Below are 26,016 nucleotides of genomic sequence, written 5' to 3'. Positions count from 1 at the left end.
TGGCCGTCGTCTCCCGGGCGGACCGTGTCGGGTCCTGGCGGCTGGGGCAAGATGAGGGCATGCCCACCCTGCGTCTCGCCCTCTGCCAGGTCAACCCGACCGTCGGCGACCTCAGCGGCAACGCCGCGCTGATCCGGGAGTGGACCAGGCGCGCCGCCGACGCCGGCGCTCAACTGGTCGCGTTCCCGGAGATGATGCTGACCGGGTACCCGGTCGAGGACCTGGTCTTCCGCCGGTCCTTCGTGGCGGCGTCGAAGGCGGCGCTGGAGCGGCTCGCGGCCGACCTCGCGGCGGACGGCCTGGGCGACCTGCCGGTGCTCGTCGGCTACCTGGACGCGGACGGCCCGCCGCAGGTCAGCGGGGACGCGGAGCCGGGTCACGGTGCGCGCAACGCCGCCGCCCTGCTGCACGGTGGCGGGACCGTCGCCACCTACTTCAAGCACCACCTGCCGAACTACGGGGTCTTCGACGAGGACCGGTACTTCGTCCCCGGGAACATGCTGACCGTGGTCCGGATCGGCGGGGTGGACGTCGCGCTGACCATCTGCGAGGACCTGTGGCAGGCCGGGGGCCCGTTCGCCGCCGCCCGCCAGGCCGGCGTCGGCCTGGTCCTCAACATCAACGGCTCGCCGTACGAGCTGAACAAGGACGACATCCGGCTGCCGCTGGTCCGCCGCCGGGCCGCCGAGGCCGGGGCCACCATCGCGTACGTCAACATGATCGGCGGCCAGGACGAGCTGGTCTTCGAGGGCGACTCGATGATCGTGACGGCGGACGGGACGCTGCTGGCCCGGGCGCCGCAGTTCGTCGAGCACCTGCTCGTGCACGACGTCGAGCTGCCCGAGGCGACGCCCCGCGCCGACGACGACGCGGAGCTGGCCGACGCGCTGCGGGTGGTTCGCCGTACCGTCGGCTCGGTGCCGGCCGCCCCCGCGGGCCCGGCGGTGACCGGCGGTGTCATCGAGCCGGTGGCCGACGAGGCCGAGGTGTGGCAGGCGCTGGTGCTGGGCCTGCGCGACTACGTCAACAAGAACCGGTTCCCGTCGGTGGTGCTCGGCCTGTCCGGCGGCATCGACTCGGCGGTCTGCGCGGCCCTCGCGGTCGACGCGCTCGGCGCCGACCGGGTGGTCGGGGTGTCGATGCCGAGCCAGCACTCCTCCGTGCACTCCCGGGAGGACGCGGCGGACCTGGCCAAGCGCACCGGCCTGGACTACCGGATCGAGCCGATCCAGCCGATGGTCGACACGTTCCTGGCCAACATGTCCCTGTCCGGCGTCTCGGTGGAGAACCTCCAGGCCCGGGTCCGCGGGGTGATCCTCATGGCCCTGTCGAACCAGGAGGGCCACCTGGTGCTGACCACGGGCAACAAGAGCGAGCTGGCGGTCGGCTACTCCACCCTCTACGGCGACTCGGTCGGCGGCTTCAACCCCGTCAAGGACGTGTGGAAGACGCTGATCTGGCGGCTCGCCACGTGGCGCAACGGGGACGCCGCCCGGCGCGGCGAGACCGCGCCGATCCCGGAGAACTCGATCGGCAAGCCGCCGTCGGCCGAGCTGAGCCCCGGGCAGCTCGACAGCGACACCCTCCCCGACTACGACGTGCTCGACCCGATCCTGATCGGGTACGTCGACGGCGACCTGGGCCGGGACGGGCTCGTCGAGTCCGGCCACGACCCGGCGGTGGTGGACCGGGTGCTGCGGATGGTGGATACCGCCGAGTACAAGCGCCGGCAGTCCGCGCCCGGCACGAAGATCTCCATGAAGGCGTTCGGGCGGGACCGCCGGCTGCCGATCACCAACCGCTGGCGGGAGAACGGCTGACGCACCGGTGCCCGGTCGCGGCGCCGGCGCTCGCGACCGGGAGTGAAATCCTCCACTGGCCTCTGCCGCCGCCGGACGTCCGGTGCGACGATCGCGGCGGAGCCCGGGGACCGCGTACGCGGCCTCGAGGAAGGAGAGAACCATGGTGGAATCCAGCCCGCCCGAGGTGACCGCCCTCTACGGCGGACCGGCGACCCGGCGGGTCCGCACCCGCGACCTGATCGCCGCCAAGGAGCGCGGCGAGCGGTGGCCGATGCTCACCTCGTACGACCAGTACACAGCGGCCATCTTCGACGCCGCCGGCATTCCGGTGCTGCTGGTCGGCGACTCGGCCGCGAACAACGTCTTCGGCTACGAGACGACCCTGCCGGTGACCGCCGAGGAGCTGCTGCCGCTGGTCCGGGCGGTGGTCCGGGCCACCCGGCAGGCGCTGATCGTCGGTGACCTGCCGTTCGGCTCGTACGAGGAGGGGCCGCCGCAGGCCCTGCGCACCGCCGTCCGGTTCATGAAGGAGGGCGGCTGCCACGCGGTGAAGCTGGAGGGCGGCCGGCGCTGCGCCGACCAGATCGCCGCGATCGTCGGCGCCGGCATCCCGGTGATGGCGCACATCGGCTTCACCCCGCAGAGCGAGCACACCCTCGGCGGGTACCGGGTGCAGGGCCGCGGCGACGCCGCCGAGGAGGTGATCGCCGACGCCCGGGCGGTCGCCGAGGCGGGCGCCTTCGCCGTGGTGCTGGAGATGGTGCCCGGTGAGGTGGCCAAGCGGATCACGCACGAGCTGAGCATCCCGACCGTGGGCATCGGCGCCGGCCCGGACACCGACGCCCAGGTGCTGGTCTGGCAGGACATGGCCGGCCTGCGTACCGGAAAGGCGCCGCGCTTCGTGAAGCGCTACGCCGACCTGGCCGGCGCGCTGACCGACGCGACCCGCCGTTTCGCCGACGAGGTCCGCGGCGGCGATTTCCCGGCCGCCGAGCACACCTTCTAGGAGTACGGGAGGGCTCCCTGCCGGCGCCCGGCGGGCCGCAGGGAGCCCTTCCTCCTGGGCTGCCAGGCTGTCGGCGGGCCGATCGGTCGGGAGGGCCAGGCGTTACCCTCCAGCACCATGCCGGACGCCGACTTCGTCCGTGGGACCGCTGGCCGGACGTGTTCACCGAGTTCCATCGCGTTCTCGCACCGGGCGGCCCGGTGATGCTCGCCTTCCAGGTCGGCGACGAGCGCTACCACCGCGACGAGGCCTTCGGCAAGCCGATCCACCTCGACTGGTACCGGCACCGCCCGGACGCGGTGGCCGACCTGCTGCGGGACGCGGGCTTCGAGACGTGGGTGAGGGTGGTGAAGGAGGCCGAGGGGACCGAGCGGACCCCGCAGGCCTTCGTCATCGCGCGCAAGCCGGCCACGGCGGCGTAGGTCGCCGCGAGCCGTAGGGCTCGCTGTCGACCCTGCCGGGTCAGAGGTCGGTGACGCGGATGCCGGCGTGGGCCTTGTAGCGCTTGTTGATGGCGATCAGGTTCGCGGTGAGCGCCTCGACCTGGTGGGCGTTGCGCAGACGACCCGCGTAGATGCCGCGCATCCCCGGAATCCGGGCGGCCAGGGCGCCGACGATGTCAACCAGTTCCCGCTCCTCGGTGCAGATGAGCACGTCGAGCTCGATGCGGTCGATCTCCGGGTCGGCGAGCAGCGGGGCGCTGACGTGGTTGAACGCGGCGCACACCCGGGAGTCGGGCAGCAGGGCGGCGGCCTGCTGGACGGCGCTGCCCTCCTCGACGGTCAGGGCGTACGGGCCCTGCTTGTCGAAGCCGAGCGGGTTGACGCAGTCGACGACGATCTTGCCGGCGAGCGGCTCGGCGAGCGCGGCGACGGTGGCGGCGTGGCCGTCCCACGGCACGGCGATGATGACGACGTCGCTGCGCCGCGCGACCTCTTCGTTGCCGGCTCCGCTGACGTTGGCACCGGAGGCAACCCCGGGGAGGCCTGCGATCTCCTCGGCGGACTGGGCGGCCCGCTCCGCCGACCGGGATCCGATCAGCACGGTGTGGCCGGCCCGCGCGAACCGGTAGGCGAGACCCCGCCCCTGGTCGCCGGTGCCGCCGATGATGCCGACGGTGAGCCCGGACACGTCGGGCAGGTTGCTCGCGTCGTAAGCCATGGCGACATCCTCGCAAACCCGCCGGCCCGGCAGCAGCGGCGAGCGCTGTGACAAACCCCGCTACCGACGCCGCCGCAGGCCGCCCCGAGGGATACGTGCGGCCTCCCCCCGTCCGACGCCGCAACAGCCGCGGACGTGGGAAGACGCGGGCACCGCGCTGGACCGCGTGCCGTCAGGCACGCTCGAAGGCCACCGTGCGGGTGGTGGGGTCGGCGGTCACCAGGCGGACCCGGATCCGTTCGCCCAGCGGAAGCTCGCCGACGCAGCGGGCGCGGACCGGCGGGTCGTCCAGGGCCACCGTCCCACCCGGTGGACGGCCGGGCCGGGACCGGCCGTTCGGGGGCGCGTCGACGTCCAGCACCGCGGCGTCGAAGGTCTCCCCGACCCGGTGCTCCAGCAGCACCGCCTCGGCGAGTTCGATGGCGCCACGGGTGGCGGCGGAGGCGGTGCGGTCGGTCGCCGCCGTCACCTCGGGCAGCTTCGGCAACGCCGACCGCGCCCAGTCGGGTACCTCACGGCCGTCGTGCAGGGCCAGGCAGACCTCGGTGGCGTACCGGTCGGCCAGGCGCCGCAACGGCGCCGTGACATGGGCGTACGCGGCCGCGACACCGCCGTGCTCCGGCTGCTCCGGAAGAGTGCCGTCAAAGGCGGTGTACGCGGCGCCGCGCATCAGCTCGGCCGCCTGGTCGATGAACGCCGCCGCCCGGGGTTGCGTCGGGTCCAGCCCGGCGATCACCTCACCGGGGCCCACCCCGTCCGGCCAGGGCACGCCCAGCGGGGCGGCCGCGGCGCGCAGCCGCTCCACCGCCTCCGGCTTCGGCGCCGGCATCGTCCGCAACAGACCGACCCGTCCGGCGAGCATGATGTCGGCGGCCGCCATCCCGGTCAGCAGCGATATCTGGGCGTTGTGCTCCTCCAGCGGCACCGGCCCGCGCAGCACCAGCCGCCACCCGTCGCCGTCCGGCTCCACGTCCTGCTCGGGCAGCGGCAGGTTGACGGCACCCCGGCGCAGGCCACGCGCGGTCAGCAGGGCGCCGATGTCGGGCAGCAGGGCGATCGGCTCGGGCAACCGACCGGCGTCGGCGTCCGCCTGCACGCCGGCGTAGTCGAGCTGCGCCCGGCTGCGGACCAGTGCCCGCTCCACGTGGACCGCGATCGTCGCGCCGTCGCCGTCCAGGTCGATCGTCCACACGACGGCCGCCCGGTCGACGTCCGGCAGCAGGCTGGCCGCGCCCTCGCTCAGCGTCCCGGGGTGCAGCGGCACGGTGCCGTCGGGCAGATAGATGGTCTGCCCGCGCCGCCAGGTCTCCTCCTCCAGCGCCCCGCCGGGGCGGACGTGGGCGGCGACGTCGGCGATCGCGTACGTGACCCGGAAGCCGCCGCCCGCGCGGCGCGCGAGGTGCATCGCCTGGTCGAGGTCCCGCGAGCCGGCGGGGTCGATCGTGACGAACGGGACGTCGGTGCGGTCAACCGCCGATCGGGGCGGGTCGGCCGCCGCAGCGTCCGCCTCGCGCTGCGCGGCAGCGGGGAAACTGCCCGGGAGGTCCAGCTCGCGGCGCAGCGCGCCGAAGTCGATGCGGGGCGCGAGGACGCGTCGGATCACCACGGCGTCCATCCTGACAGCGCCCGGCCCGAACCGCTTCCCCGCAGCACCGGGCACCGCCCGCGCCACCGCCCTGACACCGGCTCGCCTGGCCGGGCTTTCGCCGGACGGGACCCGGGGCGTACCGCCGGAGGGGGCCGGCGCGTGGGTCAGCCGGTCGCCTTGCGGGCGACCGCCCGCGTACCCCGGGTGGTGGTGGTCCGGCCGGCGGCCGAGCGGGCCGGTGCCTTGCGGGCCGTGGTCTTGCGGGCCGTGGTCTTGGCCGCGGTGGTCTTCCGCGCCGGGGCCTTCTTCGCCGCCGTGGTCGTCGTCTTCGTGGCGGTGGCCTTCTTGGCCGGCGCCTTCTTCGCCGCGGTGGTCCGCGCGGTGGGGGTCGGACGGGTCGAGGTGACCTTCTTGGCGGGGGCCTTCTTCGCCGGAGCCTTCTTCGCCGGAGCCTTCTTCGCCGCGGTCTTCTTGGCCGTCGCGGTGGTCTTCTTCGCGCCGGAGGTCACCTTGCGGGCGGCGGTCCCCGTCTTCGCGGGGGCCTTCTTCGCCGCGGTGGTCGCCTTGGTCCGCGCGGCGGCGGTCTTCTTCGCGGCCGTGGTCTTCGCCGCGGCCGTGGTCTTCTTCGCGGTCGTGGTGGTCTTCTTCGCCGCCGCCGTGGTCTTCTTCGTGGCGGGGGTCTTCTTCGCCGCCACGGCGGTCTTCTTCGCCGTGACGCCGGCCTTCTTCGCGGCGGGGGCCTTCTTCGCGGGGGCCTTCTTGGCCGTGGGCTTCGCGGCGGTGGTCTTCTTCGCCGGGGCCCGGCCGGCGCCGCCGGCCGCCTTGGTGGCCGGGGCCTTCTTCGCCGCTGTCGAGGACGTCCGCGCCGTCCGGGTCGCCCCCGCGGTGCGCTCCGCCGCGGCGGTCTTCTTCGCGGCGGTACGACGGGCCGGGCGGGTGGCCTGCTGTGCTACGGCCATCTCGGTTTCCCTCCTTGGGGACGTGCCCGCACCGTCGCGGAGCACGCGGTACCTCGACGCGGGCCTCCCGCGCCGCCTATCTGTCCTCCCCGGCCCAGCGGGCGTCCTCGGCGTCCCATGCTTCGTTGCGCTCCCGCACCTGCTGGAGCGCGTTCTCGGCGTCGGCGGCTGAGGCGTACGGCCCGAGGACGTGCCGGGCGGGGCACACGTCGGCATCGGTCTCGACCCGGTGGTGTCGGGTGCACCAGTAGTAGTGCCCCCCGATTCCGCTGTCGCTCATGGGATCACTGTGCACCGCGATCCACCCGGCCGCCACCGGAACACCGCAAGTCGCCGATGATCTCCACAGTAGACGTGCTTCCGGCCGTAGGGGGCATGAACAGCGAAAACAGCCACCCACGGGACCGCGGCGACGCCACCGCCGCCGACCGGGGGCATCGGCTGAACGGCCGGTACCGACGCGGAGAGCCCGGGGATCGGCCGGCCCGCACCGATGCGGAGCCGGCGACGGAGTACGGGACGGTGCGCCGGCTCCTGGCCTGGTGGGCCCGGTTAAGGTCGCCGGATGGGCGTACCCGAGTACATCCGGCGGCTGCGCGCGCACGTGGGCCGCGACCTCCTGCTGCTGCCGAGCGTCAGCGCCGTGGTCCGCAACGACGCCGGGGAACTGCTGCTCGCGCAGCGCGCCGACGACGCGCGCTGGTCGGTGGTGAGCGGCGTCCTGGAGCCGGGCGAGCAGCCGGCGACGGCGGTGGTCCGGGAGGTCCGGGAGGAGACCGGCCTGGACGTCGAACCGGTACGGCTGAGCAGTGTCCTCGCGCACCCGCACACCTATCCGAACGGGGATCGGTGCGAGTTCGTCAACCTCGGGTTCCGGTGCCGGCTGGCGGGCGGTACGGCGCGGGTCAACGACGACGAGTCGATGGCCGTGGGGTGGTTCCCGCCGGACCGGCTGCCCGAGCTGGACCGGCACGCGCGGCTGGTCATCGGGTACGCGCTCGACGACGACCCGGCGGCGGGCTTCCTGCCGCCCGGGGTGGCGTGGGCGTGAGGGTGGACGCGGACGTCCGCCGCTACCTGACCGGGCTGGTCGCGGCCGGCCGTGCCGTCCTGGGGGACCGCCTGGTCGGGGCGTACGCGGCCGGCTCGGTCGGGCTGGGCGCGTACCAGCCGGGTCGCAGCGACGTCGACGTCGCGCTGGTCAGCGCGGACGCCCTCGACGCGGAACGGAAGCGGGCCCTGGTGGCGCGGCTGCGGCACGAGGCGCTGCCGTGCCCGGCCCGGGGCCTGGAGCTGGTGGTCTACCGGTGGGAGGTCGCCCGGTCCGGCACCGCCGAGCCCGGCTTCGAGGTCGAGCTGAACACCGGGGCGCGGATGGCGTTCCGGGCCACGTACGACCCGGCGGACCGGCCGGCCGTGGACGGCCACTTCTGGTACGCGCTGGACCGCAGCATCCTGCACCAGCACGGGTACGCGCTGCTCGGCCCGCCGGCCCGGGAGGTCTTCGCCGACCTGTCCCCCGCCGACCTGCGCCGACTCCTCGTCGACGCGCTCTCGTGGTGGCTCGCCCGGCCGCTCCCGCCCGGCGACGGGCCGGCGCCCGACACGGAGGACGCGGTGCTGGGCGCGGCCCGCGCGCTGGTGCGGTTCCGCCACGGCGAGTGGCTGTCCAAGGCCGACGCCGGGCGCCGGCTCGCCGGGGTCCTCCGCGAGGAACCGGCGTGGGGCGACGCCCCGGACCTGTTGGCCCGGGCTGTCGCCGCCCGGAGCGGTGGCGAGCCACCGCGCGGGCCGGAGGCACGCGCCTTCCAGCACCGGGTGCTGACCGAGATCGCCGCCGCCTGACCGGACCCCGGACGGCCCGCCCGGACGACGCCCGCCGGGCGAGCCGGTCGGCCGCCGCCAGCCCTCCCGTTGGTGCCGAGGGGTCAGACCGGGACCCGCTCCACCGGGATCCACAGTTCCGCGTCCGCCGTCGCCCCGTCAGCCGAGATCCGGATGCGGGAGATCTCCGGCCCCGGGCGGCTCCGGTACGGGTTGGACGGGAACCACTGCGTGAAGACGTCCCGCCACAGGTACTGGACGCCCTGCGGGAACGACCCGGAGGTGGTGAACACCGCCCACGTGCCGGCCGACACGGCCATCGCGTCCAGGTCCTCCGGAACGTCGGCTCCGGTGACCGTCCCGTGCCAGTAGTCCAGCTCGGTGCCCTCCTCCCGACCCTCGGCGACGTTGGCGCTGACGTTGACGATGCCCCGTGGTTCCTGGTCGGACAGCGCCTCGATCCGGGTCACGGTCGCTCGGTCGATGCTCCGGACGAACTCGACGATCGCCGGGTTCATCCCCTCGTGCACGAGCGGCACGCGGGCCCGGCGGCCCACCAGGTGGAAGCTGTCCTTCTCGACGATCCGGTACTCCATGCTGCTGCTCCCTTCGACGGTGAGGCGGAAGGACATCCGGGGCTGGGCGCGCAGCGTCGCCCCCGTACGCCGGGCCTCGCCCGGGCCCACACCGTGTACGGCCTGGAACGCCCGGGCGAACGCCTCCGCGGAGCCGTAGCCGTGCCGGACCGCGATGTCGAGCAGCGACCGCTCCCCCGCGACCACCTCCGCCGCCGCGACGGTCAGCCGCCGGCGGCGGACGTACTCGGACAGGCCGATCCCGGCCAGCGCGGAGAACAGCCGCCGGAGGTGGTACTCCGACGTCGCGGCGATCCGCGCCAGCGCGGCCACGTCGACCGGCTCGTCGAGGTGGCGCTCGATGTGGTCCATGACCTGGTTGAGCCGTTCCAGCACCCCGGCCCCTCCCTTCCTTGCGCCGACCACGCTAGGGCCGCCGGTGCGCCCCCGACCCGACAAGCTGTGCCCGTTCCGGTCGGGTGCTGGGGCGGTCGCGAGAACGGTGCGGCACCGAGGCCCGGCATCAGGGCCAGGTCTTCGCCTCGGCGTCGAAGACCTCCGGGGCGCTCTCCTGCGGCAGCACGCAGAGCAGGTGCCCGCCCGGCGCGCGCAGCACCCGGCACTCCTGCCGGCGCGCCACCTGCGTGGCGCCGAGGGCGGTCAACCGGGCGGTCTCCGCCTCGACGTCGTCGGTCTCGATGTCCAGGTGGAACCGTGGCGCGCCGTCGACGGACTGCACGGCGGCGACCAGACCCGGCAGGGCACCGTGCAGATCGGTGAACTGCGGCTCCGGGGCGTACGGCGCGGCGGTGGCACCGAGCGCCGCCGCCCAGAAGGCGCTCGCGGCCTCCGCCTCGGCCGATGGGGTGTCGATGATGAGCGCGTAGACACGGCTGCGATGCATCGACGCAGACTAGCGGGCAGGCGCGCTGGGACGTGCCCCCCTGCAGGTTCGGATCAGGGATCAGGCGCTCGGGTCGTGGGTCGGGATGATGCGGACCTGGTTCCGGACGGCGTGCAGCCGGTGCAGCGTACGGAAGGCCGCGTCGCGATCGTCGTCGACGAGCCACCCCGGGTACGGCGCCTTCTGCCGGACGTGTTCGATCTGCAGCCCGTGCCAGGCTGCGTCACCGGCGACCAGCACCGGTCCGTTGGCGGTACGCAGCAGGACACCGCTGCTCCCCGGCGTGTGCCCGGCAAGCTCGACCATGATCACTGACCCGTCGCCGAGCAGGTCGTGACTGCGCTCGAAGGTGAGCACCGGCGGCCCCTCCAACTCGTAGCTGTCCAGCCGGCGGCCCTGCAGCGCGGCTCGGACGCCGCCGGCTGGTGCGGTGTCGCCGCACATCATCCAGTCCCGTTCCCGCTCCCGCACCATGACCGGAAGTCCGGGAAGGTCGAGCAGTCCGCAGACGTGGTCCCAGTGCAGATGGGTGGGTAGCGCGAAGTCGATCGTGTCGGCCGGAATTCCGGCCCGTTCCAGCGCCGTCGTGGTCGGCAGCACCTGGTAGCGCGGCAGCACCGCCGGCCGCAACGTCCACGGCAGCTCGCCGATCACCCGGTCGCCGACGTCGGTACAGACCGACGGGTCGAGCAGCACGGTGACCTCCGGATGCCGGATCACGTACGTGGTCAGGGCGTTGCCGACGCGGCGCGGTTTCCGGACGGCCTCGGCGATCAGGGGCGTCGGCACCGACCGCACCGTCTGGTTCAGTGCGATCAGCTCGACCTCGACATCCCCGCGCGGGATACCGGCGTCGGACAGCCCGGCGAGGAAGCGCCGGTCGATCGGACGCGGCCGGATCAGGCGATACGGCACGGCAGCCAGCGCACCAGCCGCCACCGCGGCCTCACGGATCGTGTAGATCATGAGCTTCTCCCCCTACCCTGGCGCGTCGCGCGCCATGGGGTGCACCGTAGAAGTTCAGGTCGACCTGAAGTCAATCCGTGAGGAGCCTGCGTGACGACACGGCGAATCGGAGACGCGGCGGCGCTGGTCAGCGTCCCGACGCATGTGCTGCGGCACTGGGAGGAGGTCGGGGCGCTCGAACCGGCCCGGCTTGCCAACGGGCACCGGATCTACGACGACGAGACCATCACTCGGGCGCGTCTGATCCGGCTCTGCCAGCGGGCCGGCATGTCACTGACCGAGATCGGAGACCTGTATCGCGGCGACGGTCAGCGCCGCGCCGCGCTGGTGCGTGACCGACGGGACCGGATCGCCGACCAGATCCGCCGACTACACGCCGCGCAGGACTTCCTCGATCACGTACTCGCCTGCGCACACCCGATGGTGTCGACCTGCCCCGAGTGCAGCAGCTTCGCCGCCAGCTGAAATACCACTGGGTCGCAGCCTCGATCTGAGGCTGCGACCTGGTGGGCGACGGACGAGTCGACCTGTACGCCGGATTCTGTGCGCGGCGCGTACCCGGAGGTCGCGCCGGCGGCGGTCATCCATCTCGGCCTGCCGTCACCGACAGGCTCCAGCGGCCTACCCGCAGACATCGGGCGGGCCGCCCTCGAACGTCTGCGCGGACCGTCACCTCGCGGTGGCGACCCTTTCTTGGCCTTGCTCCGGGTGGGGTTTACCGAGCCACCCCGGTCACCCGGGGTGCTGGTGGGCTCTTACCCCACCGTTTCACCCTTACCGTCCCGTTTGGGGACGGCGGTCTGTTTTCTGTGGCACTGTCCCGCGGGTCACCCCGGGTTGCCGTTAGCAACCACCCTGCCCTGTGGAGTCCGGACGTTCCTCGGCGGCGGGTTGCAGCCCCGCCGACGCGACCGCCCGGTCGACTCGTCCGTCGCGCACTCATCCTAACGACGTGGCGGCCGCCCCCATTTCCGCCCCGAGCACACCCGGATGATCGACTCGATGCCGCCGGCATGGCGGTGTCGCACGGCCCCGGACCGGCCGATGCCGGCGGCATGGCGGTGACGCAGGGCCCCGGACCGGCCGATGCCGGCGGCACGGAGTGGATCATGGCCCGTGTGACCTCGCCGACCGCGACCGGCGGCGACGCGGCACGCGTACTAGCCTGCGGGATCATGGAAATTGCCGACGCCGCCCTGCTCGTCGCCGCCGGTCTCGCCGCGGGCACGGTGAACGCCGTGGCCGGCGGCGGTTCCCTCATCACCTTCCCGGCGATGATCGCGGTCGGGCTGCCGCCGGTCCCGGCGAACGTGAGCAACTCGGTCGCGGTCTTCCCGGGGTACGTGGCGAGCGTCGCCGGCAGCCGCCAGGACCTGCCGCGCGGGCGGGCGCTGGCCACCCTGGCGCCCACCACGGTCCTCGGCACGGTCGCCGGGGCGGCGCTGCTGCTGGCCACGCCGGCGCGGGCGTTCGAGCTGGTCGTCCCCTTCCTGGTGCTCGGCGCCACGGCGGTGCTGGCCTTCCAGGACCCGCTGCGCCGGCTGGTCGGGCACCCGCGCGACCTGTCGCCGCGCCGCCGTACCGTCTCGGTCCAGGCCATGGTCGGGGTCGGCGCGGTGTACGGCGGCTACTTCGGCGCGGCGCTCGGAGTGATGCTGGTCGCGGGGCTGGCGCTGGTGCTGGACGCGACGCTGGCCCGGGTCAGCGCGATCAAGAACCTGCTCTCCGCGGTGGTGGGCCTCACCACGCTGGTGGTGTTCGCGCTGTTCGGGCCGGTGAACTGGGCGGCGGTCGCGCTGGTCGCGCCGGCCACGCTGATCGGGGGGTACGCCGGCGCCCGGCTGGTCCGCCGGCTGCCGTCGGTGGTGCTCAAGACCGTGATCGTCGTGTTCGGCACGGTCATCGGGCTGTACCTGCTCTGGCGCGCGGTGCGCTGACGGGCGACAAGAGGGGCCCCTCGTACAACGCCAGGCGTTGACAAGGGGCCCCTCCTCTCACCTCAGGCGACCGGCTCCGGCGCCACGTCGGCGTCGCGGCGCTCGCCCGGGGTGACCCGCGGGTCGCCCTCGTCGGCGAAGTAGTCGTCCGGCGTGGTGCCGTCGCCGCCGTCCTGCACCTTCGCGGCCCGCAGCGCCAGCGTCAGCAGCGCCGCGACCGCCAGGTTGACCAGTACGGTCACGAACCCGACGTAGATGGTCATCTTGGTGTCGAACCCGAACTTCTCCAACGGGAACGCGGAGCCGCCGAAGTGCTTCCGGGTCGGGCTGGACACCTGGTAGAGCATCCACATGCCCAGCGCCATGCCGACCGCCCAGCCGGCGATCAGCGCGCCGCGGTGGAACCAGCGGGTGTAGAGGCCGAGGGCCACCGCCGGCAGCGTCTGCAGGATGATGACGCCGCCGATGAGCTGGAGGTCGATGGAGAACTGCGGGTCGAGGAAGACGATGCAGGCCAGCGCACCGACCTTAACCAGCAGCGAGGTCACCTTCGACACCTGCGCCTCCTGCGCCGGTGTGGCGTCGCGCCGCAGGTACTCCTTGTAGATGTTGCGGGTGAACAGGTTCGCCGCCGCGATGGACATGATCGCCGCCGGCACGAGCGCGCCGATGCCGATCGCCGCGTACGCGACGCCGGCGAACCAGTCCGGGAACTGCTGGTCGAACAGGACGGGCACGACCGTGTTGTTGTCCACGCTGCCCTCGGTCGCACCGGGCAGGGGCTTCACGCCGGCCGAGATGGCCATGAAGCCGAGCAGCGCGATGAGCCCCAGCAGCAGGCTGTACGCGGGCAGCGCGGACATGTTCCGCTTGATGACGTCCCGGTTCCGGCTGGCCAGCACACCGGTGAGGCTGTGCGGGTAGAGGAACAGCGCCAGCGCCGAACCGAACGCCAGCGTGACGTACTGGAGCTGGTTGTTCGCGTTCAGCAGGATGCCGTCGTTCGGGTTCGGCGAGGCCTGGAACTTGGCGTCCGCCGCGTCGAAGATCGAACCCCAACCGCCGAGCTTGTACGGCAGCCAGATCACCGCCACCAGGATGACGATGTAGATCAGGGTGTCCTTGACGAACGCGATCAGCGCCGGCGCGCGCAGCCCCGACTGGTAGGTGTACGCGGCCAGGATCGCGAACGCGATGATGATCGGCAGGTGCCGGGCGAGCGTGCTCTCACCGGTGACACCCATCGTCTTGAGCACGGCCTCGATGCCGACCAGTTGCAGCGCGATGTACGGCATCGTGGCGACGATGCCCGTGATCGCCACCACCAGCGCCAGCACCGGGGAGTCGAACCGGCTGCGGACGAAGTCGGCGGGGGTGACGAAGCCGTGCCGGTGCGACACCGACCAGAGCCGGCACAGCACCAGGAAGACCAGCGGGTAGATCACGATGGTGTACGGCACCGCGAAGAAACCCATCGCGCCCGCGCCGAACACCAGCGCCGGCACGGCCACGAAGGTGTACGCGGTGTACAGGTCACCGCCGACCAGGAACCAGGTGATCCAGCCGCCGAAGTTGCGGCCGCCCAGCCCCCACTCGTCGAGGTGGGCCATGTCCTTCGGCGCGCGCCAGCGCGCCGCCACGAACCCCATTCCGCTGACCAGCAGGAACAGCGCCGTGAAAATGATGATCTCGGTGAGGTGGTCGCGCCACATCAGCGGTCACCCCGCTTCTTCGTCATCTGGTAGACCAGCGTGGTGGTCGCGACGCCGAGCAGGATGTAGGCGAGCTGGAGCCAGTAGAAGCGCGGGAAGCCGAGGATCCGCGGCGAGTCGGCGTTGAAGAGCGCGGGGATCAGCGGGACGAGGATCGGCACGAAGAGGAGCCAGTTCCACGGGCTCTTGTCCTTCGCCCGGGTCGTCGCGGTGGCCCGCGTCTCCGGGTCGGGTGCGGCCATCGGCACACCTCCGGTGGGGTGGTTGGACATGTGACGGCCGGAGGCTACGGCCGTGTGAACGCCGTCACCTTCGATCAAGGAACCGCGCTGCGCCGAACGGCCGATCCGGTGCGCCGAACGGCGGGCCACCGGCGGGCATGTGGATCTGGCACGATGCCCCGATGCCGACCTTCTCCTCGTACGACGGCACGACCCTCGCCTACCAGCGCCTCGGTGACGGCCCGCCGCTGGTCTGCCTGCCCGGTGGCCCGGCCCAGGCGTCGCGCTACCTGGGCGACCTCGGTGGCCTGTCCGCCGGCCGGACGCTGCTGCTGCTCGACAGCCGGGGCAGCGGCGACTCGGCGGCACCGGCGGACCCGTCCAGCTACCGCTGCGACCGGATCGTCGAGGACGTCGAGGCGTTCCGCGCCCACCTGGGGTTGGACCGGATGGACCTGCTCGCCCACTCGGCCGGCGCCAGCGTCGCGCAGCTGTACGCCACCCGGTACGCGCACCGGCTCGACCGGCTGGTGCTGGTCACGCCGAGCCTGCGCCTGCTGCTGGCCGCCCCGGTCGGCATGGCGGAGGCGTACGCCAACCGCGCCGGCGAGCCCTGGTACGCGGAGGCGACGGCGGCGATGGACGCCTGGGGCGAGGCGCTGAAGCGCGGCGCGGACGACGCGGAGATCGCCCCGCTGCGGCTGGCCGCCGCCCCGTTCTGGTACGGCGAGTGGACCGAGCGGGCCCGGGCCCACGCCGCCGCACAGGAGCACGACCGGGCGCCCGCGTCAGCGCAGGGCTTCTACGCCGGCATCGACGTCGACCGTGACGCGCTGAGTGCGGCCCTGGCCGACGTGACGGTGCCGACCCTGGTCGTGGCCGGTGCGCTGGACGCCGCACCCACCCCGGAGGCGGCCGGCCTGCTGGCCGGACTGTTGCCGAAGGCCGAGCTGGTGACCCTGCCCAGGTCCAGTCACTTCCCGTTCGTCGACGAGCCGGAGGCGTTCGCGGCGACCGTGGAGCGGTTCCTGGCCGGCTGAGCCCGCCAGGAACCGACTGAGCCGGCTGACTCAGTCTGCGGGCAGGTGGGCGGTGTCGTTGACCGAGCGGACGGCGACGCCGCCGTCCGGCCACAGGTCCACCACCGAGATGCCGGCGGCGTCGAGGAACAGCCGGTGCAGGAGGGTGTCGCCGGCTCCGAGCGCGTCGCGCAGGATCAGCTTGATCGGCGAGACGTGGGAGACCACGACGACGGCCTCTCCCCGGTACGCCTGCCGCAACCCGTCGACCGCACGGCGGCTGCGCGCGGCGACCTCGGCGAACGACTCGCCGTCCGGCGGCGCGACCTTGGTGGAGGCGAGCCAGGCGTCCATCTCGCCGGCCCAGCCCTCGCGCACCTCGGCGAAGGTCCGCCCCTCCCACGCGCCGAAGTCGCACTCGATGAGGTCGTCGTCGAGGCGTACCGGAAGGCCGCCGAGCGCCGCGGCGATGGCCTCGGCGGTGTGCGTACACCGGGAGAGGGGTGAGCTGACCACGGCCGCGACGGACGGGGCCAGCGCGGCGACCCGGGCGGCCGTGGCCTTGACCTGGGCCCGGCCGCGGGCGGACAGCGGCACGTCGCCGCGGCCGGAGTAGCGGCGCTGCTCGGTGTACTCGGTCTCGCCGTGCCGGACCAGGATCAGGCGGGTGGCGGTGAAGCTGGGCCGCGGCTCCCAGGAGGCGGGAGCGGTCGCCGGGTCGGTGCCGGTGGTCCGCGCGGTGGCCGCGCGCGCCGCCGCCTCGCGGGCCGCCGCCCGGGCCGGCGAGTCGGGTGCGGCGACCTCGCGCGGAGGTTCCGGGGCGCGGGCGGGTCGCGTCGGGGCACCGGCGGCGGCGTCCATCGCCGCGTTGGCCAGCGCGTCGGCGTGCCGGTTGCGCTCGCGGGGGATCCAGCTGTACCGGACGGCGGTGAACCGGCCGACCAGCCCGGCCGCCTGGGCGGCCAGGGGGCGCAGACCGGGGTGCTTGATCTGCCAGCGACCGCACATCTGCTCGACCACGAGTTTGGAGTCCATCCGGACCTCGACCTCGCCGGCGCCCAGCTCGGCGGCGGCCTCCAGCCCGGCGATCAGGCCCCGGTACTCGGCGACGTTGTTGGTCGCGGTGCCGATCGCCTCGGAGCGTTCGGCCAGCACCTCGCCGGTGTCCAGGTCGCGGACGACCGCACCGTACCCGGCCGGGCCGGGGTTGCCCCGGGACCCGCCGTCGGCCTCGACGACGACCACGCGCGGCGCCATCGGCTACAGACCGGACTCGTTGGTGCGGACCATGATCCGGCGGCACTCCTCGCAGCGCACCACCTCGTCCGGGTCCGCCCTGCGGATCCGGGCCAGGTCGGCACCGGACAGCTCCAGCCGGCACCCGCCGCACCGCCCGGCGGTGAGCAGGGCCGCGCCGAGACCGGTGTCCTCGCGGATCCGGTCGTAGAGCGCGACCAGGTCGGCCGGGAGGTCGGCGGCGAGCGGCTGCCGCGCGCCCCGCTTGAACTCCTCCTCCTTTGCGATCTCGGCCAGGCTCTCGTCGCGGCGCTGCTCGACGGTGGCCCGCCTCTCCCGCGCCTCCGCGATCCGCTTCTCGACGCCGTCCAGGACGCCCTGCGCGGTCTCCCGCTGCTCCATCAGCTCCAGCTCGGCGTCCTCCAGGTCACCCTGACGGCGGTTGAGCGAGGCCAGCTCGTGCTGGAGGGCCTCCAGCTCCCGTGCCGGGCCGGTGCCGGCGGCGAGCCGGTCCTCGTCCTTGCTCTTGCGGGCGCGGACCTGGTCGATGTCCTTCTCCAGCCGGGCGATGTCCCGGTCCAGGTCGTCGACGGCCACCTGGGCACGGACGCGCTCGTCCTCCAGGGCGGACAGCTCCCGTGCGAGGGCCTCCAGTTCGGCCCGCTCGGGCAGGGCCCGGCGGCGGTGGGCGAGCTGGGCGAGGGCGGTGTCGATCGCCGCCAGGTCGAGCAGGCGGCGCTGGACGTTCGGGTCAGCCTTCACGGTCGGGCTCCTTGTCGTCCGCCGCGGGCGGGGCGGCGTGTACGGTCCACGGGTCGGTGTCCAGGTCGGACACCAGCGTCTCGACCCCGGTCGTCTCCCGCAGGAGCGCGGCCAGGTCGTCCAGCCAGGGTCGTTCGGTCGCCCAGTGGGCGGCGTCGAGCAGGGCGGGCCCGCCGGTGGCCAGGTGCTCACCGGCGGGGTGGTGCCGCAGGTCGGCGGTGAGGAAGGCGTCCACCCCGGCGGCGGTCGCGTCGCCGAGGAAGCTGTCGCCGGAGCCGCCGCTCACGGCGAGCGTACGCACGGTGCGCTCCGGGTCGCCGGCCGCCCGGACGCCCCAGGCGGTGGCGGGCAGCACGGCGGCGGCGTGGCGGGTCAGCTCGGCGAGGGTCATCGGCCGGGGCAACTCGCCGATCCGGCCGATCCCCCGGCCGTCGCCGTGCGCGGGCGAGCCCGGGGCGGGCCGGTGCAGCGGGCGCAGCCCGGTCAGCCCGAACCGCGCGGCCAGCGCGTCGGAGACACCCGGGTCGGCCACGTCCGCGTTGGTGTGCGCCACGTAGAGCGCGACGTCCGCCTTGATCAGGCGATGGATGATCCGCCCCTTGTACGTGGTCGGGGCGACCGACGACACCCCGCGCAGCAACAGCGGATGGTGGGCGACGATCATGTCGACCCCCGCCTCGACCGCCTCGGCCACCGTCTCCGGCACCACGTCCACGACGCAGAGCACCCGGCGGACCGGCGCGCACGGCTCGCCGAGCACCAGCCCGACGCGGTCCCACTCCTCCGCCCACGCCGGCGGGTAGCGCCGCTCCAGCTCGGCCACCACGTCGGCGACGGTCGGCGGGAGTGCGGGAGTGCTCACGGCGGGCCAGCTTACCGGCGCGGGCGGCGACGGGGCGCGTCGCCACCCGGACGCGACCCGTCGCACCGCCGGCACCGGTCCTGGTGACCGTGCCCGTGCCGGCGGCGCCGCGGCCGTCGGCCGCCGTGGCCGAGACGGCGGGGGCGTGCCGTCCGTCCGGGCGGTCGGCCGCCGTGGGTCAGGCGGCGGAGGCCGCCGGTGACCGGTCCCGCAGCGCGGCCACCGCCGCCTCCCAGGGGAAGGTGTGCAGGTGGCGCTCGCCGGAGCCCGGCGGGTGCAGCGGGACGACGTGGTCGCCGAACAGCACGGTGACGCCCCACTCGGCCAGCCGGCCGAGGCCCGCCCGGAACGCCGGGTGGGCGGCCATCGCCGCGTTCGTGTACGGCACCGCCACCAGCGGCACCCCCAGCCCCTGGGCCTCGACGAGGAGCCCGAGGGCCAGGGTGTCGGCGATGCCGGCCGCCCACTTGTTGACCGTGTTCACCGTCGCCGGGCAGACGATCATCGCGTCGGCCGGGGGCAGGACGTCCGGGTCACCCGGGTTCTTGTAGTGCGTACGCACCGGGTGCCCGGTCTGGCGGGCCAGCGCCGGCCGGTCGATGAACTTGGCGCCGTCCGGCGTGGTGACCGCGCAGACCTCCCACCCGTCCTGCTGGGCCAGCTCGACGAGCCGGCCGACGTGCCGTGCCAGCGGCGAACCGCAGATGATGACGTAGAGCACCTCGCGGCGCTCGCTCTGGTGCGGGCCCGCCATCAGACCGGCACCGCGCTCATACCCCTACTCCCATGTGCTCAGCCAACTCCGCGATCGGAGAAGGCGGCGCACCACGTGTGCGACGCAGGATGTCCGACATGACCTCGTGGGCGATCGGGCGGCAGCGGATCTCCGACGGGGCCAGCCGGTCGCCGCGCAGGAGCATGTCGCCGGCGTTCGCCACATCGCCGACCTGGGCGAAGCCCCGCGCGATGTCGAGCAGGTGGTGGGCCCGGCGTTCGGGGAGCAGCCCGCTGAAGGCCGGTTCCGGGACGCGCTGCTGGTGGATCTCCACCGCCCGGCCCCCGTCGCCCAGCTCCACCGCCGCCGCGGCGCGGTGCAGCTCCACGTTGGTCGGACCGAACGACGTCCAGTAGTGGTTGTGGTCGCCGCCCAGCAGGGTGGCCGCCTCCTCGGCGCCGCCCAGCAGGTCGTCCACGGTGGCGGAGTCGCCGATCCGGGAGGCGGCCATCGCGCCCTGGAGCAGCAGCATGCCGTACACCGACAGGCGATCCGGCGACGCCTCGTTGCTGCCGCCCGGGGCCAGCCGGTTCGCGATCGTGACGTTCAGCTCCAGGGCCGGACGGGGCCGGCCCATCGCCACGAGCGCGTTGCAGACCCGGGTGGTGGCGATGCCCGCCAGCAGCGGGTCGTCGGCCCGTTGGGCGACCGCCATGGACCGGTCGGCGGCCAGCCAGGCCAGGTCGCACTCCCCCAGCTTGCGCAGGACCGAGGAGGCGATCTGGTAGACCTGCCCGAGCAGGTGCGCCGCCTCCCGGGCGTCGTCCCCGCCGAAGCCGGCGTCGGCGGCCTGCGCGTCGCGCAACAGCTTCGGCAGCGCGCGGGTCAGCATCCCGTAGCGGCCGTACTGGTAGGTCAGCCACGCATGTGTGGCGGCCTTGCGCATGTCCGCCAGCGGCGGCGGGTACGGCGCCGCGTCGAAGTAGGCGCTCATCGAGTCGTACCGCTCCAGGGCGGCCCGGATCTCCTGGACCTCGACCTGGTCGATGCAGTTCAACGCGTCGGTACGCCGCTCCGGGTCCTTGCCGAGCAGCAGCTGCACGTCCACCTGGAGGATGTCGGCGATCTCGTACAGCACCGAGAACTTGTCCAGCCGGCGCACCCCGCGCTCGACCTTGTCCACCCAGCTCTTCGACTTGCCCAGCCGGTCCGCGAAGACCTGCTGCGACATCTTGCGCCGCCCCCGCCAGTAGGCCACCCGCCGCCCTATGGGTAACTCGTCCATCTCCCCATCCCTCCCCTGTGCCGTCCACTCCGGCCGGTGGGCCGGGGGTCTCCTCGGGCGCGACGCTTCACGTGTTCAGGTTTTCGCTGGTCGCACAGCGTGTACGTCAGCCGTACGGCCGATCCTCGTAGTTTTCGTGCAAGTTGCATCAGCCGTTCGTCAACTCAACGACCGCGGGTTACGGCAGTGACGGTGTTCGACGTACGACCTGTGCACCGGCCGGGTCCGACGAGGGGAGATCGCACACATGTGGGGGAATGTCGCACCACGCGTCGTTCAACTGTCTCCTCTGGAGCGGGTACGGCTGCGCCGGGTCGCCGTACGCTACGCGCTGCACGGCTGGGAGGTGACACCCGGCGCGTGCCTGGCCCGCAGCCGCTTCGTGTGCGGGCGGGCCGGCTGCCCCACCGTCGGCTGCCACCCGGCGCTGGAGGACTGGGAGCACGCCGCGAGCGCCGACCCGGCCCGGGTGGCGACCTGGTGGCGTACCCGCCCGCACGGCGTACTGCTCCCCACCGGCCGGGCGTTCGACGTGCTGGAGGTGCCGGCGCACCTCGGCCGGCAGGTGCTGGCGGCCATGGAGAACCATCCGGCGGGCCTCGCCGTCCGCGGGCCGGTGCTGGCCACCCCCACCGGGCGGTGGATGTTCCTGGTCCGCCCCGGCGACCCGCTGCGGCCGGAACTGGACCACTGCTTCCACGTGGTCCGGCACGGGCCGGGCTCCTGGATCCCGGCGCCCCCGACCCGCCTGCCCGAGGGCACCGTCCGCTGGGTGGTCGCCCCCGAGCGGGCGCGCTGGCAACTGCCCGACTCGTACCTGTTGCAGAACACGCTGATCGGGGAGTTACAGGCGAGCGGGGTCACGCTCGTCGCCGAGCTGCTCCCCGGTCACCTGCCACTCCCCCGGCGGGGGCGGTGAGGCTGCCGCCTCGGTGAGCCCGCGGACGGGCAGCGTCGTCGGGACGGTGCGGCTCGTTAGACCTCGTGACGGCGCGAACGGGCCACGAGCGGGGGTTGCATGTCCACCGACGACACCAGGCGCGAGCCGGGCGGCGCCGAGCCGCCCCGCCACCACCGGCCCCGGTACCGCTGGGCCGCGACGCGACCAGCGGGCTCCCGCCCCGGCCGGCCCCGCCCGCTGGGCTCCCGCCCCGCCGGCACCCACCGCCCCGCCCGCTGACCCGCCCTCACCCCGCCCGCGCCCCCGGCGATCTTGCACTTTCGGCCCCGGCATATGCCGCAGAAGGGGCATACCGAGGGCACAAAGTGCAAGATCGGCGAGGTGGAAGGGGCCTGCCCGCTACGCGAGGGGCAGGTCCGTCGAGTGCAGGAGGCGCCCGTCGTCGGTGACGATCGCGTGGTGGTGGTCGGTCAGGCGGTCGAGCCAGGCCGGGCCGGCGGCGCCCATCGCGACGGCCGCCGTGGCGTACGCGTCCGCGAGCCCCAGGTCGGTGCCGACCACGGTGACCGAGCGCAGACCCCGGGCCGGCGTGCCCCGGCGCGGGTCGAGCACGTGGTGGCCGCGCTCGTAGCCGCCGGACGTGGCGACGGCCAGGTCGGAGCCGGTGAGCACCAGGCAGGTGGCCATCGGGTCCCACGGGTGCCGGACGCCGACCCGCCACGGCCGGCCGGAGGCGGACAATCCCCGGACCCGTACGTCGCCGCCGGCGTTGAGGCAGTGGTTGGTCGACCCGGCGGCGAGCAGCCGGTCCGAGGCGACCTGCGCGGCCCAGCCCTTGACGTAGCCGGACGGGTCGAGGCCGCCGGTGGCGTACCCGTCGAAGAACCCGTCGGTGGCGCCCCACAGGTCGGCGCAGCGCTCCAGCACGAGCCGCAGGTCCGCCGACGCCTCCGACAGCAGCAGCTCCCCCCGGTCGAACCGGCACACCTCGCTGTCGGCCCGGTACGTGCTGAACCGCGCGTCCACCTCCCGTAGCCAGCGGAAGACCTCGTCGGCCAGCTCGTCCAGCTCGGCGCGGGGCAGGTCGTCGGCGAGGTCGAGGCTGATCGCCGTACCCATGACCTGCTCGACCCGGCGCAGGCCGGGCCGGGTCAGGGGCGGTGACGTCGACACGGCCCTAGTTCGCCCGGTCGATCGCGGCCTGCAGCGACTGCCGGTACGAGGTGCTGGTCGCCGTCGCCCCGGACACCGTGTCGAGGTCCGCGCCCTGCTGCTGCACCACCAGCCCCGACGTGCCGCTGTACCGGTCGTCCACCTGCTGGCTGCGCTGGTCGGACTGGGCCGTCTCCTCGGGCAGCTCCAGCGCCACCGCGTCGACGATGCGCGAGCCGGAGAGGGTGATCCGGACCTGCACGTTGCCGTACTCGTTCTCCACCACCGGCCCGGTCACGGTCCGGGTGGTCGGCCGGGCCGGCGCGCTGCTCGTACGCGGGGCGGACGGCAGCCGCGCACCGGAGGTCGCGCCGGCGGTGGGGCGCGTCGCGGGGGCGCGGGTGGCGCTGCGGCGGGGCCGGGGCGAGGCGGCGCCCGACGGCGACGCCTCGGGCCCAGCGCCGCCGTCGGTCGGGGCCGGCCCGTCGGGAGCGGGCGCGACCGGCTGTCCCGCGGCGGGCAGCTCCTGGGCGACCTGGCTGGCGCCCGGGCCGCTCTTCAGCACCACCATCGCGGTGGTGCTGGCGGCCAGGCCGGTGATCGCGAGCAGGGCGCGACGCATGGACATGCCTTCCTACAGCTCGAAGGTGGCGAGGTGGACCTGCCGGCGCGGCACGCCGGCCTGGCGCAGCACCGCGAGGGACTGCGCGACCAGGCCGGGCGGCCCGCACAGGTAGACGTCCCGGCGGACGACGTCGGGGACCAGCCCGCGCAGCCCGTCCGGGGTGAGCACCTGGCGGGGGCCGGGGTCGTTCCGGGAGCCGATGACGTACCAGATCCGCACGTCCCGGGCCTGGGCCAGCCAGTCCAGTTCCCGGTGCAGCAGCACGTCGGCCGGGGTCCGGGCCCGGTAGATCAGCGCCGAGCCGGGCGGCAGCTCCTCGAGCACCGCCCGGATCGGGGTGATCCCGCTGCCGCCGGCGATCAGCAATGCCCGGTCGCCGGTGCGGTGGGCGGCGGTGAACGTGCCGGACGGCCCCTCCGCCCAGACGGGCGTCCCCGGGTCGAGGTCGCGCAGGTCCCGGGTGTACGCGCCGACCACCTTGACGGTGAGCCGCAGCCAGCGGTCGTTGGCCGCGGCCGAGACGGAGAACGGGTGCGACTGCCACCAGCAGCCGCGGGTGAGGAACCGCCAGCGGAAGAACTGACCGCCGAGCAGGTCCAGCTCGCCCAGCCGATCCCCGGTGAGGTAGATCGAGATCGTGTCCGGGCTCTCCGCGACCACGTCGGCCACCCGCAGCCGGTGCCGCAGGTTGAACGCCAGCGGCGCGACCACCCGGCCCCAGACCAGGGCCGCGACGACCACGACGTACATGGCGATCCACAGGGTACGGACCGGGCCGGGCCGGAAGAGCTGCGCCCCGTTGCTGAACTGGTGGCCGAAGCCGAGCAGCAGCGCGAGGTAGCTGGCCAGGTGCAGCGCGTGCCACAGCTCGTACGGCAGCACCCGGCGGATCGCGCGGACGCTGGTGAAGCCGATCAGCACCAGCACGCCGGCGGCGGCGAACGCGGAGACCATGTCCTCGTGGTCGCGCAGCAGCACGCCCGCCTCGGTGAGGATCGGCTTGTCCTCCAGGTCGGCGTACCCGACCAGGATCAGTGCCGCGTGCGCGAGCACCGCGACCAGCAGGGTGGCGCCGAGGTCGCGGTGCCAGCGGGCGATCTGCTCGCCGCCGATCCAGCGTTCCAGCAGCGGCAGGCGGCTCATCATGAGCACCTGCACGAGCAGCAGGTAGCCGGCGACGAGGCCGGTGATCCGGCCGGCGGCGGTGAGGGTCGCCGCGGTGGTCCTCAGGGAGCCGGCGGGGGTGTCCAGCCACCAGGGCAGCACGCTGGCGAGCAGGCCGAGCACGAGCAGCGCGGCCAGCACCCGCCGGCCGCCGGGTCCGCGCCGCGGCGGCACCTGGGGGCGTACGCCCCCGGCCGGCCGGCCGCCGTCCCGGGACGGTGTCGTCCCGGCCCGGCGGCCGGCGGCGTGGGTACGGGGGTACGTCACGCGTACAGCTTCATCGGGGCGTACTTCATCCGCGGGAAGATCTTCGCCACCTCCGCGTTGGTGAGCCCGAACCGGCCCTGCGCCACGGACCCGTAGACGTTGAACATGTTGTTGTACTCGGGTACGTCACCGGAGTCGAGTTCGTTCAACCCGTTCCACCTGCCGAGCAGCGAGCCGGCGAGCTTGCGGCCGGACAGCACGGTGACGACGCCGCCGTGCCCGTGGTCGGTGCCGCCGCTGTTGGAGGCGACCCGCCGGCCGAACTCGCTGGACACCATGACCGTGACGTCGGCGGCCCGGTCGCCCAGGTCGGTGAAGAAGGCGGCCATCGCCGAGGCCAGCTCGCCCAGCCGCCGGTGCAGCTGGCCGCCCTCGCGGGTGCCCTGGTTCTCGTGGGTGTCGTAGCCGCCCATGCCGACGGTGGCGACGCGGACGTTGGCGCCGCCCTTGATGAGCTGGGCGAGCTGCTGGAAGGCGTACCCGACGCCCCGGTACTCGACTCCCTCGGCCGGCTGGTACGGCTTCGCGGCTAGCCGCTGGGCCGTGGCCAGCGCGCCGAGGCCGTCCTGGACCGCCTCCTGGACCGGGTGGTTGATCCCGGTGAACAGGCCGCGGATGGCCTTCTCGGTCGCCGCGCGGTACTTCTCCTCGCCGTTGAGCCGCAACGAGCCGACGCTGTTCAGCGACAGCGCGCCGTTCGTGCCGACCAGCGAGCGGGGCAGGGTACTGCCGATGCCGACGCTGCGGAACGCGGTGCCCTTGCCGAGCGCGTCGACCAGGCTGTCCAGCCAGCCCCGGCCACCGGTCTCGCCCGGCAGGCCGCCGAGGTTGCAGGCGTCCGCGGCCTGGAAGTGGCTGCGGGACAGGCGCTCGTCGGAGACGCCGGGGACGAAGCCGAGGTTGCCCGAGCGCAGCCACGGTTCGAGCGGCTTGAACGCGCTGGTCAGCTTGAAGCCGCGGCCGACGGCCAGGGAGTCGTCGGCGAGCAGCAGGTCCGGGCGGGCCCGGGCGAGCACCGGGTCGTCGGCCGGTGCGACCAGGCTCAGCCCGTCCAGCCCGCCGTAGAGGAAGACGTGGATCAGGGTGCCGGTCTTCGTCGCGGCGAAGGACGCCGAGGTGGTGACGAACTGGGCGGTGGCCAGGGCGGTGGCGGCGGCACCGGCCACGAAGGTCCGGCGGGTGACGCCGCGGCCGTCCTGCTGCGCCTCCTCCAACTCCTCCAGGCGGCGGTAGCGGTCCCGCTCGGCGGCGTTCTCGGCGGCGACGATGTCGGCCTCCGCCCGCAGCAGCGCCTCGGCCGGGTTGTCGGCCAGCCGCCGCACGTCGGGGCAGTCGGGGTGCAGGGGGTACGAGTACACGGTCTTCTCCATCGG

Annotated in this window: 27 protein-coding genes and 1 other RNA gene; 9 read left to right on the top strand and 19 right to left on the bottom strand. The window is 74.0% G+C overall.

Annotation, left to right across the window (positions count from 1 at the left end; all coding sequences use genetic code 11):
• Positions 1–59: 59 nt before the first annotated feature.
• From HCJ94_RS13620 to HCJ94_RS13610, 3 genes are all read left to right on the top strand, one after another.
• Complete coding sequence (locus HCJ94_RS13620; protein ID WP_168001368.1) at positions 60–1,820, top strand: NAD+ synthase; 1,761 nt, start codon at positions 60–62, stop codon at positions 1,818–1,820.
• A 142-nt stretch (positions 1,821–1,962) separates the two neighbouring features.
• Complete coding sequence (gene panB, locus HCJ94_RS13615; RefSeq protein ID WP_168001367.1) at positions 1,963–2,808, top strand: 3-methyl-2-oxobutanoate hydroxymethyltransferase; 846 nt, start codon at positions 1,963–1,965, stop codon at positions 2,806–2,808.
• A 158-nt stretch (positions 2,809–2,966) separates the two neighbouring features.
• Complete coding sequence (locus HCJ94_RS13610) at positions 2,967–3,230, top strand: class I SAM-dependent methyltransferase (RefSeq protein WP_168001366.1); 264 nt, start codon at positions 2,967–2,969, stop codon at positions 3,228–3,230.
• A 40-nt stretch (positions 3,231–3,270) separates the two neighbouring features.
• Here HCJ94_RS13610 and npdG read toward each other — a convergent pair whose 3' ends face one another.
• The 4 genes from npdG to HCJ94_RS13590 all read right to left on the bottom strand — a co-directional run bounded on the left by npdG (position 3,271) and on the right by HCJ94_RS13590 (position 6,796).
• Complete coding sequence (npdG, locus tag HCJ94_RS13605; RefSeq protein ID WP_168001365.1) at positions 3,271–3,969, bottom strand: NADPH-dependent F420 reductase; 699 nt, start codon at positions 3,967–3,969, stop codon at positions 3,271–3,273.
• A 172-nt stretch (positions 3,970–4,141) separates the two neighbouring features.
• Positions 4,142–5,575, bottom strand: coding sequence for an RNB domain-containing ribonuclease (locus tag HCJ94_RS13600; RefSeq protein ID WP_168001364.1), 1,434 nt, complete (start codon positions 5,573–5,575; stop codon positions 4,142–4,144).
• A 146-nt stretch (positions 5,576–5,721) separates the two neighbouring features.
• On the bottom strand, positions 5,722–6,516 hold the full coding sequence (locus tag HCJ94_RS13595) for a histone (protein ID WP_168001363.1): 795 nt from the start codon (positions 6,514–6,516) through the stop codon (positions 5,722–5,724).
• 76 nt (positions 6,517–6,592) lie between these two features.
• Positions 6,593–6,796: a hypothetical protein gene (locus HCJ94_RS13590; RefSeq protein ID WP_168001362.1), complete on the bottom strand. Its 204-nt coding sequence runs from the start codon at positions 6,794–6,796 to the stop codon at positions 6,593–6,595.
• A gap of 285 nt (positions 6,797–7,081) precedes the next feature.
• Here HCJ94_RS13590 and HCJ94_RS13585 point away from each other — a divergent pair, with 285 nt between their 5' ends.
• Both HCJ94_RS13585 and HCJ94_RS13580 read left to right on the top strand, forming a co-directional pair.
• Complete coding sequence (locus tag HCJ94_RS13585) at positions 7,082–7,567, top strand: NUDIX hydrolase (RefSeq protein WP_168001361.1); 486 nt, start codon at positions 7,082–7,084, stop codon at positions 7,565–7,567.
• Complete coding sequence (locus HCJ94_RS13580; protein ID WP_309227262.1) at positions 7,564–8,361, top strand: DUF4111 domain-containing protein; 798 nt, start codon at positions 7,564–7,566, stop codon at positions 8,359–8,361. The genes HCJ94_RS13585 and HCJ94_RS13580 overlap by 4 nt, the downstream gene beginning before the upstream one ends.
• Positions 8,362–8,444: 83 nt before the next feature.
• On the opposite strand, the gene HCJ94_RS13575 is transcribed toward HCJ94_RS13580, so the two are convergent.
• The 3 genes from HCJ94_RS13575 to HCJ94_RS13565 form a co-directional block, all read right to left on the bottom strand.
• Positions 8,445–9,311, bottom strand: a complete 867-nt coding sequence (locus tag HCJ94_RS13575) for an AraC family transcriptional regulator (RefSeq protein ID WP_168001360.1) — start codon at positions 9,309–9,311, stop codon at positions 8,445–8,447.
• A gap of 127 nt (positions 9,312–9,438) precedes the next feature.
• Positions 9,439–9,819: a VOC family protein gene (locus HCJ94_RS13570; RefSeq protein ID WP_168001359.1), complete on the bottom strand. Its 381-nt coding sequence runs from the start codon at positions 9,817–9,819 to the stop codon at positions 9,439–9,441.
• 60 nt (positions 9,820–9,879) lie between these two features.
• Positions 9,880–10,785, bottom strand: a complete 906-nt coding sequence (locus HCJ94_RS13565) for an MBL fold metallo-hydrolase (RefSeq protein WP_168001358.1) — start codon at positions 10,783–10,785, stop codon at positions 9,880–9,882.
• A gap of 90 nt (positions 10,786–10,875) precedes the next feature.
• Between HCJ94_RS13565 and HCJ94_RS13560 the strand changes: the two genes are divergently transcribed.
• Positions 10,876–11,250, top strand: a complete 375-nt coding sequence (locus HCJ94_RS13560; RefSeq protein ID WP_168001357.1) for a helix-turn-helix domain-containing protein — start codon at positions 10,876–10,878, stop codon at positions 11,248–11,250.
• Positions 11,251–11,299: 49 nt separating this feature from the next.
• Here the strand turns inward: HCJ94_RS13560 and rnpB are convergent.
• Positions 11,300–11,712, bottom strand: an RNA gene (gene rnpB / locus HCJ94_RS13555) — RNase P RNA component class A.
• 182 nt (positions 11,713–11,894) lie between these two features.
• Between rnpB and HCJ94_RS13550 the strand changes: the two genes are divergently transcribed.
• Entirely contained in the window at positions 11,895–12,722 is an 828-nt protein-coding gene (locus HCJ94_RS13550) for a sulfite exporter TauE/SafE family protein (protein ID WP_168001356.1), read from the top strand.
• Positions 12,723–12,784: 62 nt separating this feature from the next.
• On the opposite strand, the gene mctP is transcribed toward HCJ94_RS13550, so the two are convergent.
• Positions 12,785–14,434 carry a monocarboxylate uptake permease MctP gene (gene mctP / locus HCJ94_RS13545; RefSeq protein ID WP_168001355.1) on the bottom strand — a complete coding sequence of 550 codons (1,650 nt, stop codon included), beginning with the start codon at positions 14,432–14,434 and terminating at the stop codon, positions 12,785–12,787.
• Positions 14,434–14,676 (bottom strand): DUF3311 domain-containing protein, encoded by a 243-nt coding sequence (locus HCJ94_RS13540; protein ID WP_168001354.1) that lies wholly within the window; start codon positions 14,674–14,676, stop codon positions 14,434–14,436. The genes mctP and HCJ94_RS13540 overlap by 1 nt, the downstream gene beginning before the upstream one ends.
• A 161-nt stretch (positions 14,677–14,837) precedes the next feature.
• Between HCJ94_RS13540 and HCJ94_RS13535 the strand changes: the two genes are divergently transcribed.
• Entirely contained in the window at positions 14,838–15,695 is an 858-nt protein-coding gene (locus HCJ94_RS13535) for an alpha/beta fold hydrolase (RefSeq protein WP_168001353.1), read from the top strand.
• 30 nt (positions 15,696–15,725) lie between these two features.
• On the opposite strand, the gene HCJ94_RS13530 is transcribed toward HCJ94_RS13535, so the two are convergent.
• The 5 genes from HCJ94_RS13530 to HCJ94_RS13510 form a co-directional block, all read right to left on the bottom strand.
• The gene (locus tag HCJ94_RS13530; RefSeq protein WP_168001352.1) at positions 15,726–16,931 is read right to left on the bottom strand and encodes a bifunctional RNase H/acid phosphatase; all 1,206 of its coding nucleotides are present in this window, start codon (positions 16,929–16,931) and stop codon (positions 15,726–15,728) included.
• Positions 16,932–16,934: 3 nt separating this feature from the next.
• On the bottom strand, positions 16,935–17,672 hold the full coding sequence (locus HCJ94_RS13525) for a zinc ribbon domain-containing protein (RefSeq protein WP_168001351.1): 738 nt from the start codon (positions 17,670–17,672) through the stop codon (positions 16,935–16,937).
• Positions 17,662–18,498: a Nif3-like dinuclear metal center hexameric protein gene (locus HCJ94_RS13520; RefSeq protein ID WP_309227265.1), complete on the bottom strand. Its 837-nt coding sequence runs from the start codon at positions 18,496–18,498 to the stop codon at positions 17,662–17,664. Before HCJ94_RS13520 ends, HCJ94_RS13525 begins: the two co-directional genes overlap by 11 nt.
• Positions 18,499–18,712: 214 nt before the next feature.
• Positions 18,713–19,288 carry a flavoprotein gene (locus HCJ94_RS13515; RefSeq protein ID WP_168001349.1) on the bottom strand — a complete coding sequence of 192 codons (576 nt, stop codon included), beginning with the start codon at positions 19,286–19,288 and terminating at the stop codon, positions 18,713–18,715.
• Between the two features lie 16 nt (positions 19,289–19,304).
• Entirely contained in the window at positions 19,305–20,534 is a 1,230-nt protein-coding gene (locus HCJ94_RS13510) for a helix-turn-helix domain-containing protein (protein WP_168001348.1), read from the bottom strand.
• Positions 20,535–20,781: 247 nt separating this feature from the next.
• On the opposite strand from HCJ94_RS13510, the gene HCJ94_RS13505 reads away from it, so the two are divergent.
• A complete protein-coding gene (locus tag HCJ94_RS13505) occupies positions 20,782–21,453 on the top strand; it encodes a bifunctional DNA primase/polymerase (RefSeq protein WP_168001347.1) in 672 nt (223 codons plus the stop codon).
• Between the two features lie 381 nt (positions 21,454–21,834).
• On the opposite strand, the gene HCJ94_RS13500 is transcribed toward HCJ94_RS13505, so the two are convergent.
• The 4 genes from HCJ94_RS13500 to HCJ94_RS30915 are packed head-to-tail and all read right to left on the bottom strand — an operon-like array spanning position 21,835 to position 26,013.
• Positions 21,835–22,554: an FAD:protein FMN transferase gene (locus HCJ94_RS13500; RefSeq protein ID WP_168001399.1), complete on the bottom strand. Its 720-nt coding sequence runs from the start codon at positions 22,552–22,554 to the stop codon at positions 21,835–21,837.
• Between the two features lie 58 nt (positions 22,555–22,612).
• Positions 22,613–23,215, bottom strand: a complete 603-nt coding sequence (locus HCJ94_RS13495) for an FMN-binding protein (protein ID WP_240944191.1) — start codon at positions 23,213–23,215, stop codon at positions 22,613–22,615.
• A 6-nt stretch (positions 23,216–23,221) separates the two neighbouring features.
• Complete coding sequence (locus HCJ94_RS13490; protein WP_168001346.1) at positions 23,222–24,643, bottom strand: ferredoxin reductase family protein; 1,422 nt, start codon at positions 24,641–24,643, stop codon at positions 23,222–23,224.
• The gene (locus tag HCJ94_RS30915; RefSeq protein WP_168001345.1) at positions 24,640–26,013 is read right to left on the bottom strand and encodes a DUF1501 domain-containing protein; all 1,374 of its coding nucleotides are present in this window, start codon (positions 26,011–26,013) and stop codon (positions 24,640–24,642) included. Before HCJ94_RS30915 ends, HCJ94_RS13490 begins: the two co-directional genes overlap by 4 nt.
• Positions 26,014–26,016 lie beyond the last annotated feature (3 nt).

Origin of the sequence: Micromonospora thermarum (assembly GCF_012034245.1) — a bacterium.
GTDB lineage: Bacteria > Actinomycetota > Actinomycetes > Mycobacteriales > Micromonosporaceae > Micromonospora > Micromonospora thermarum.
Note: the sequence above shows the minus strand (reverse complement) of the source record. Positions and strands in the feature narration are given on the sequence as shown.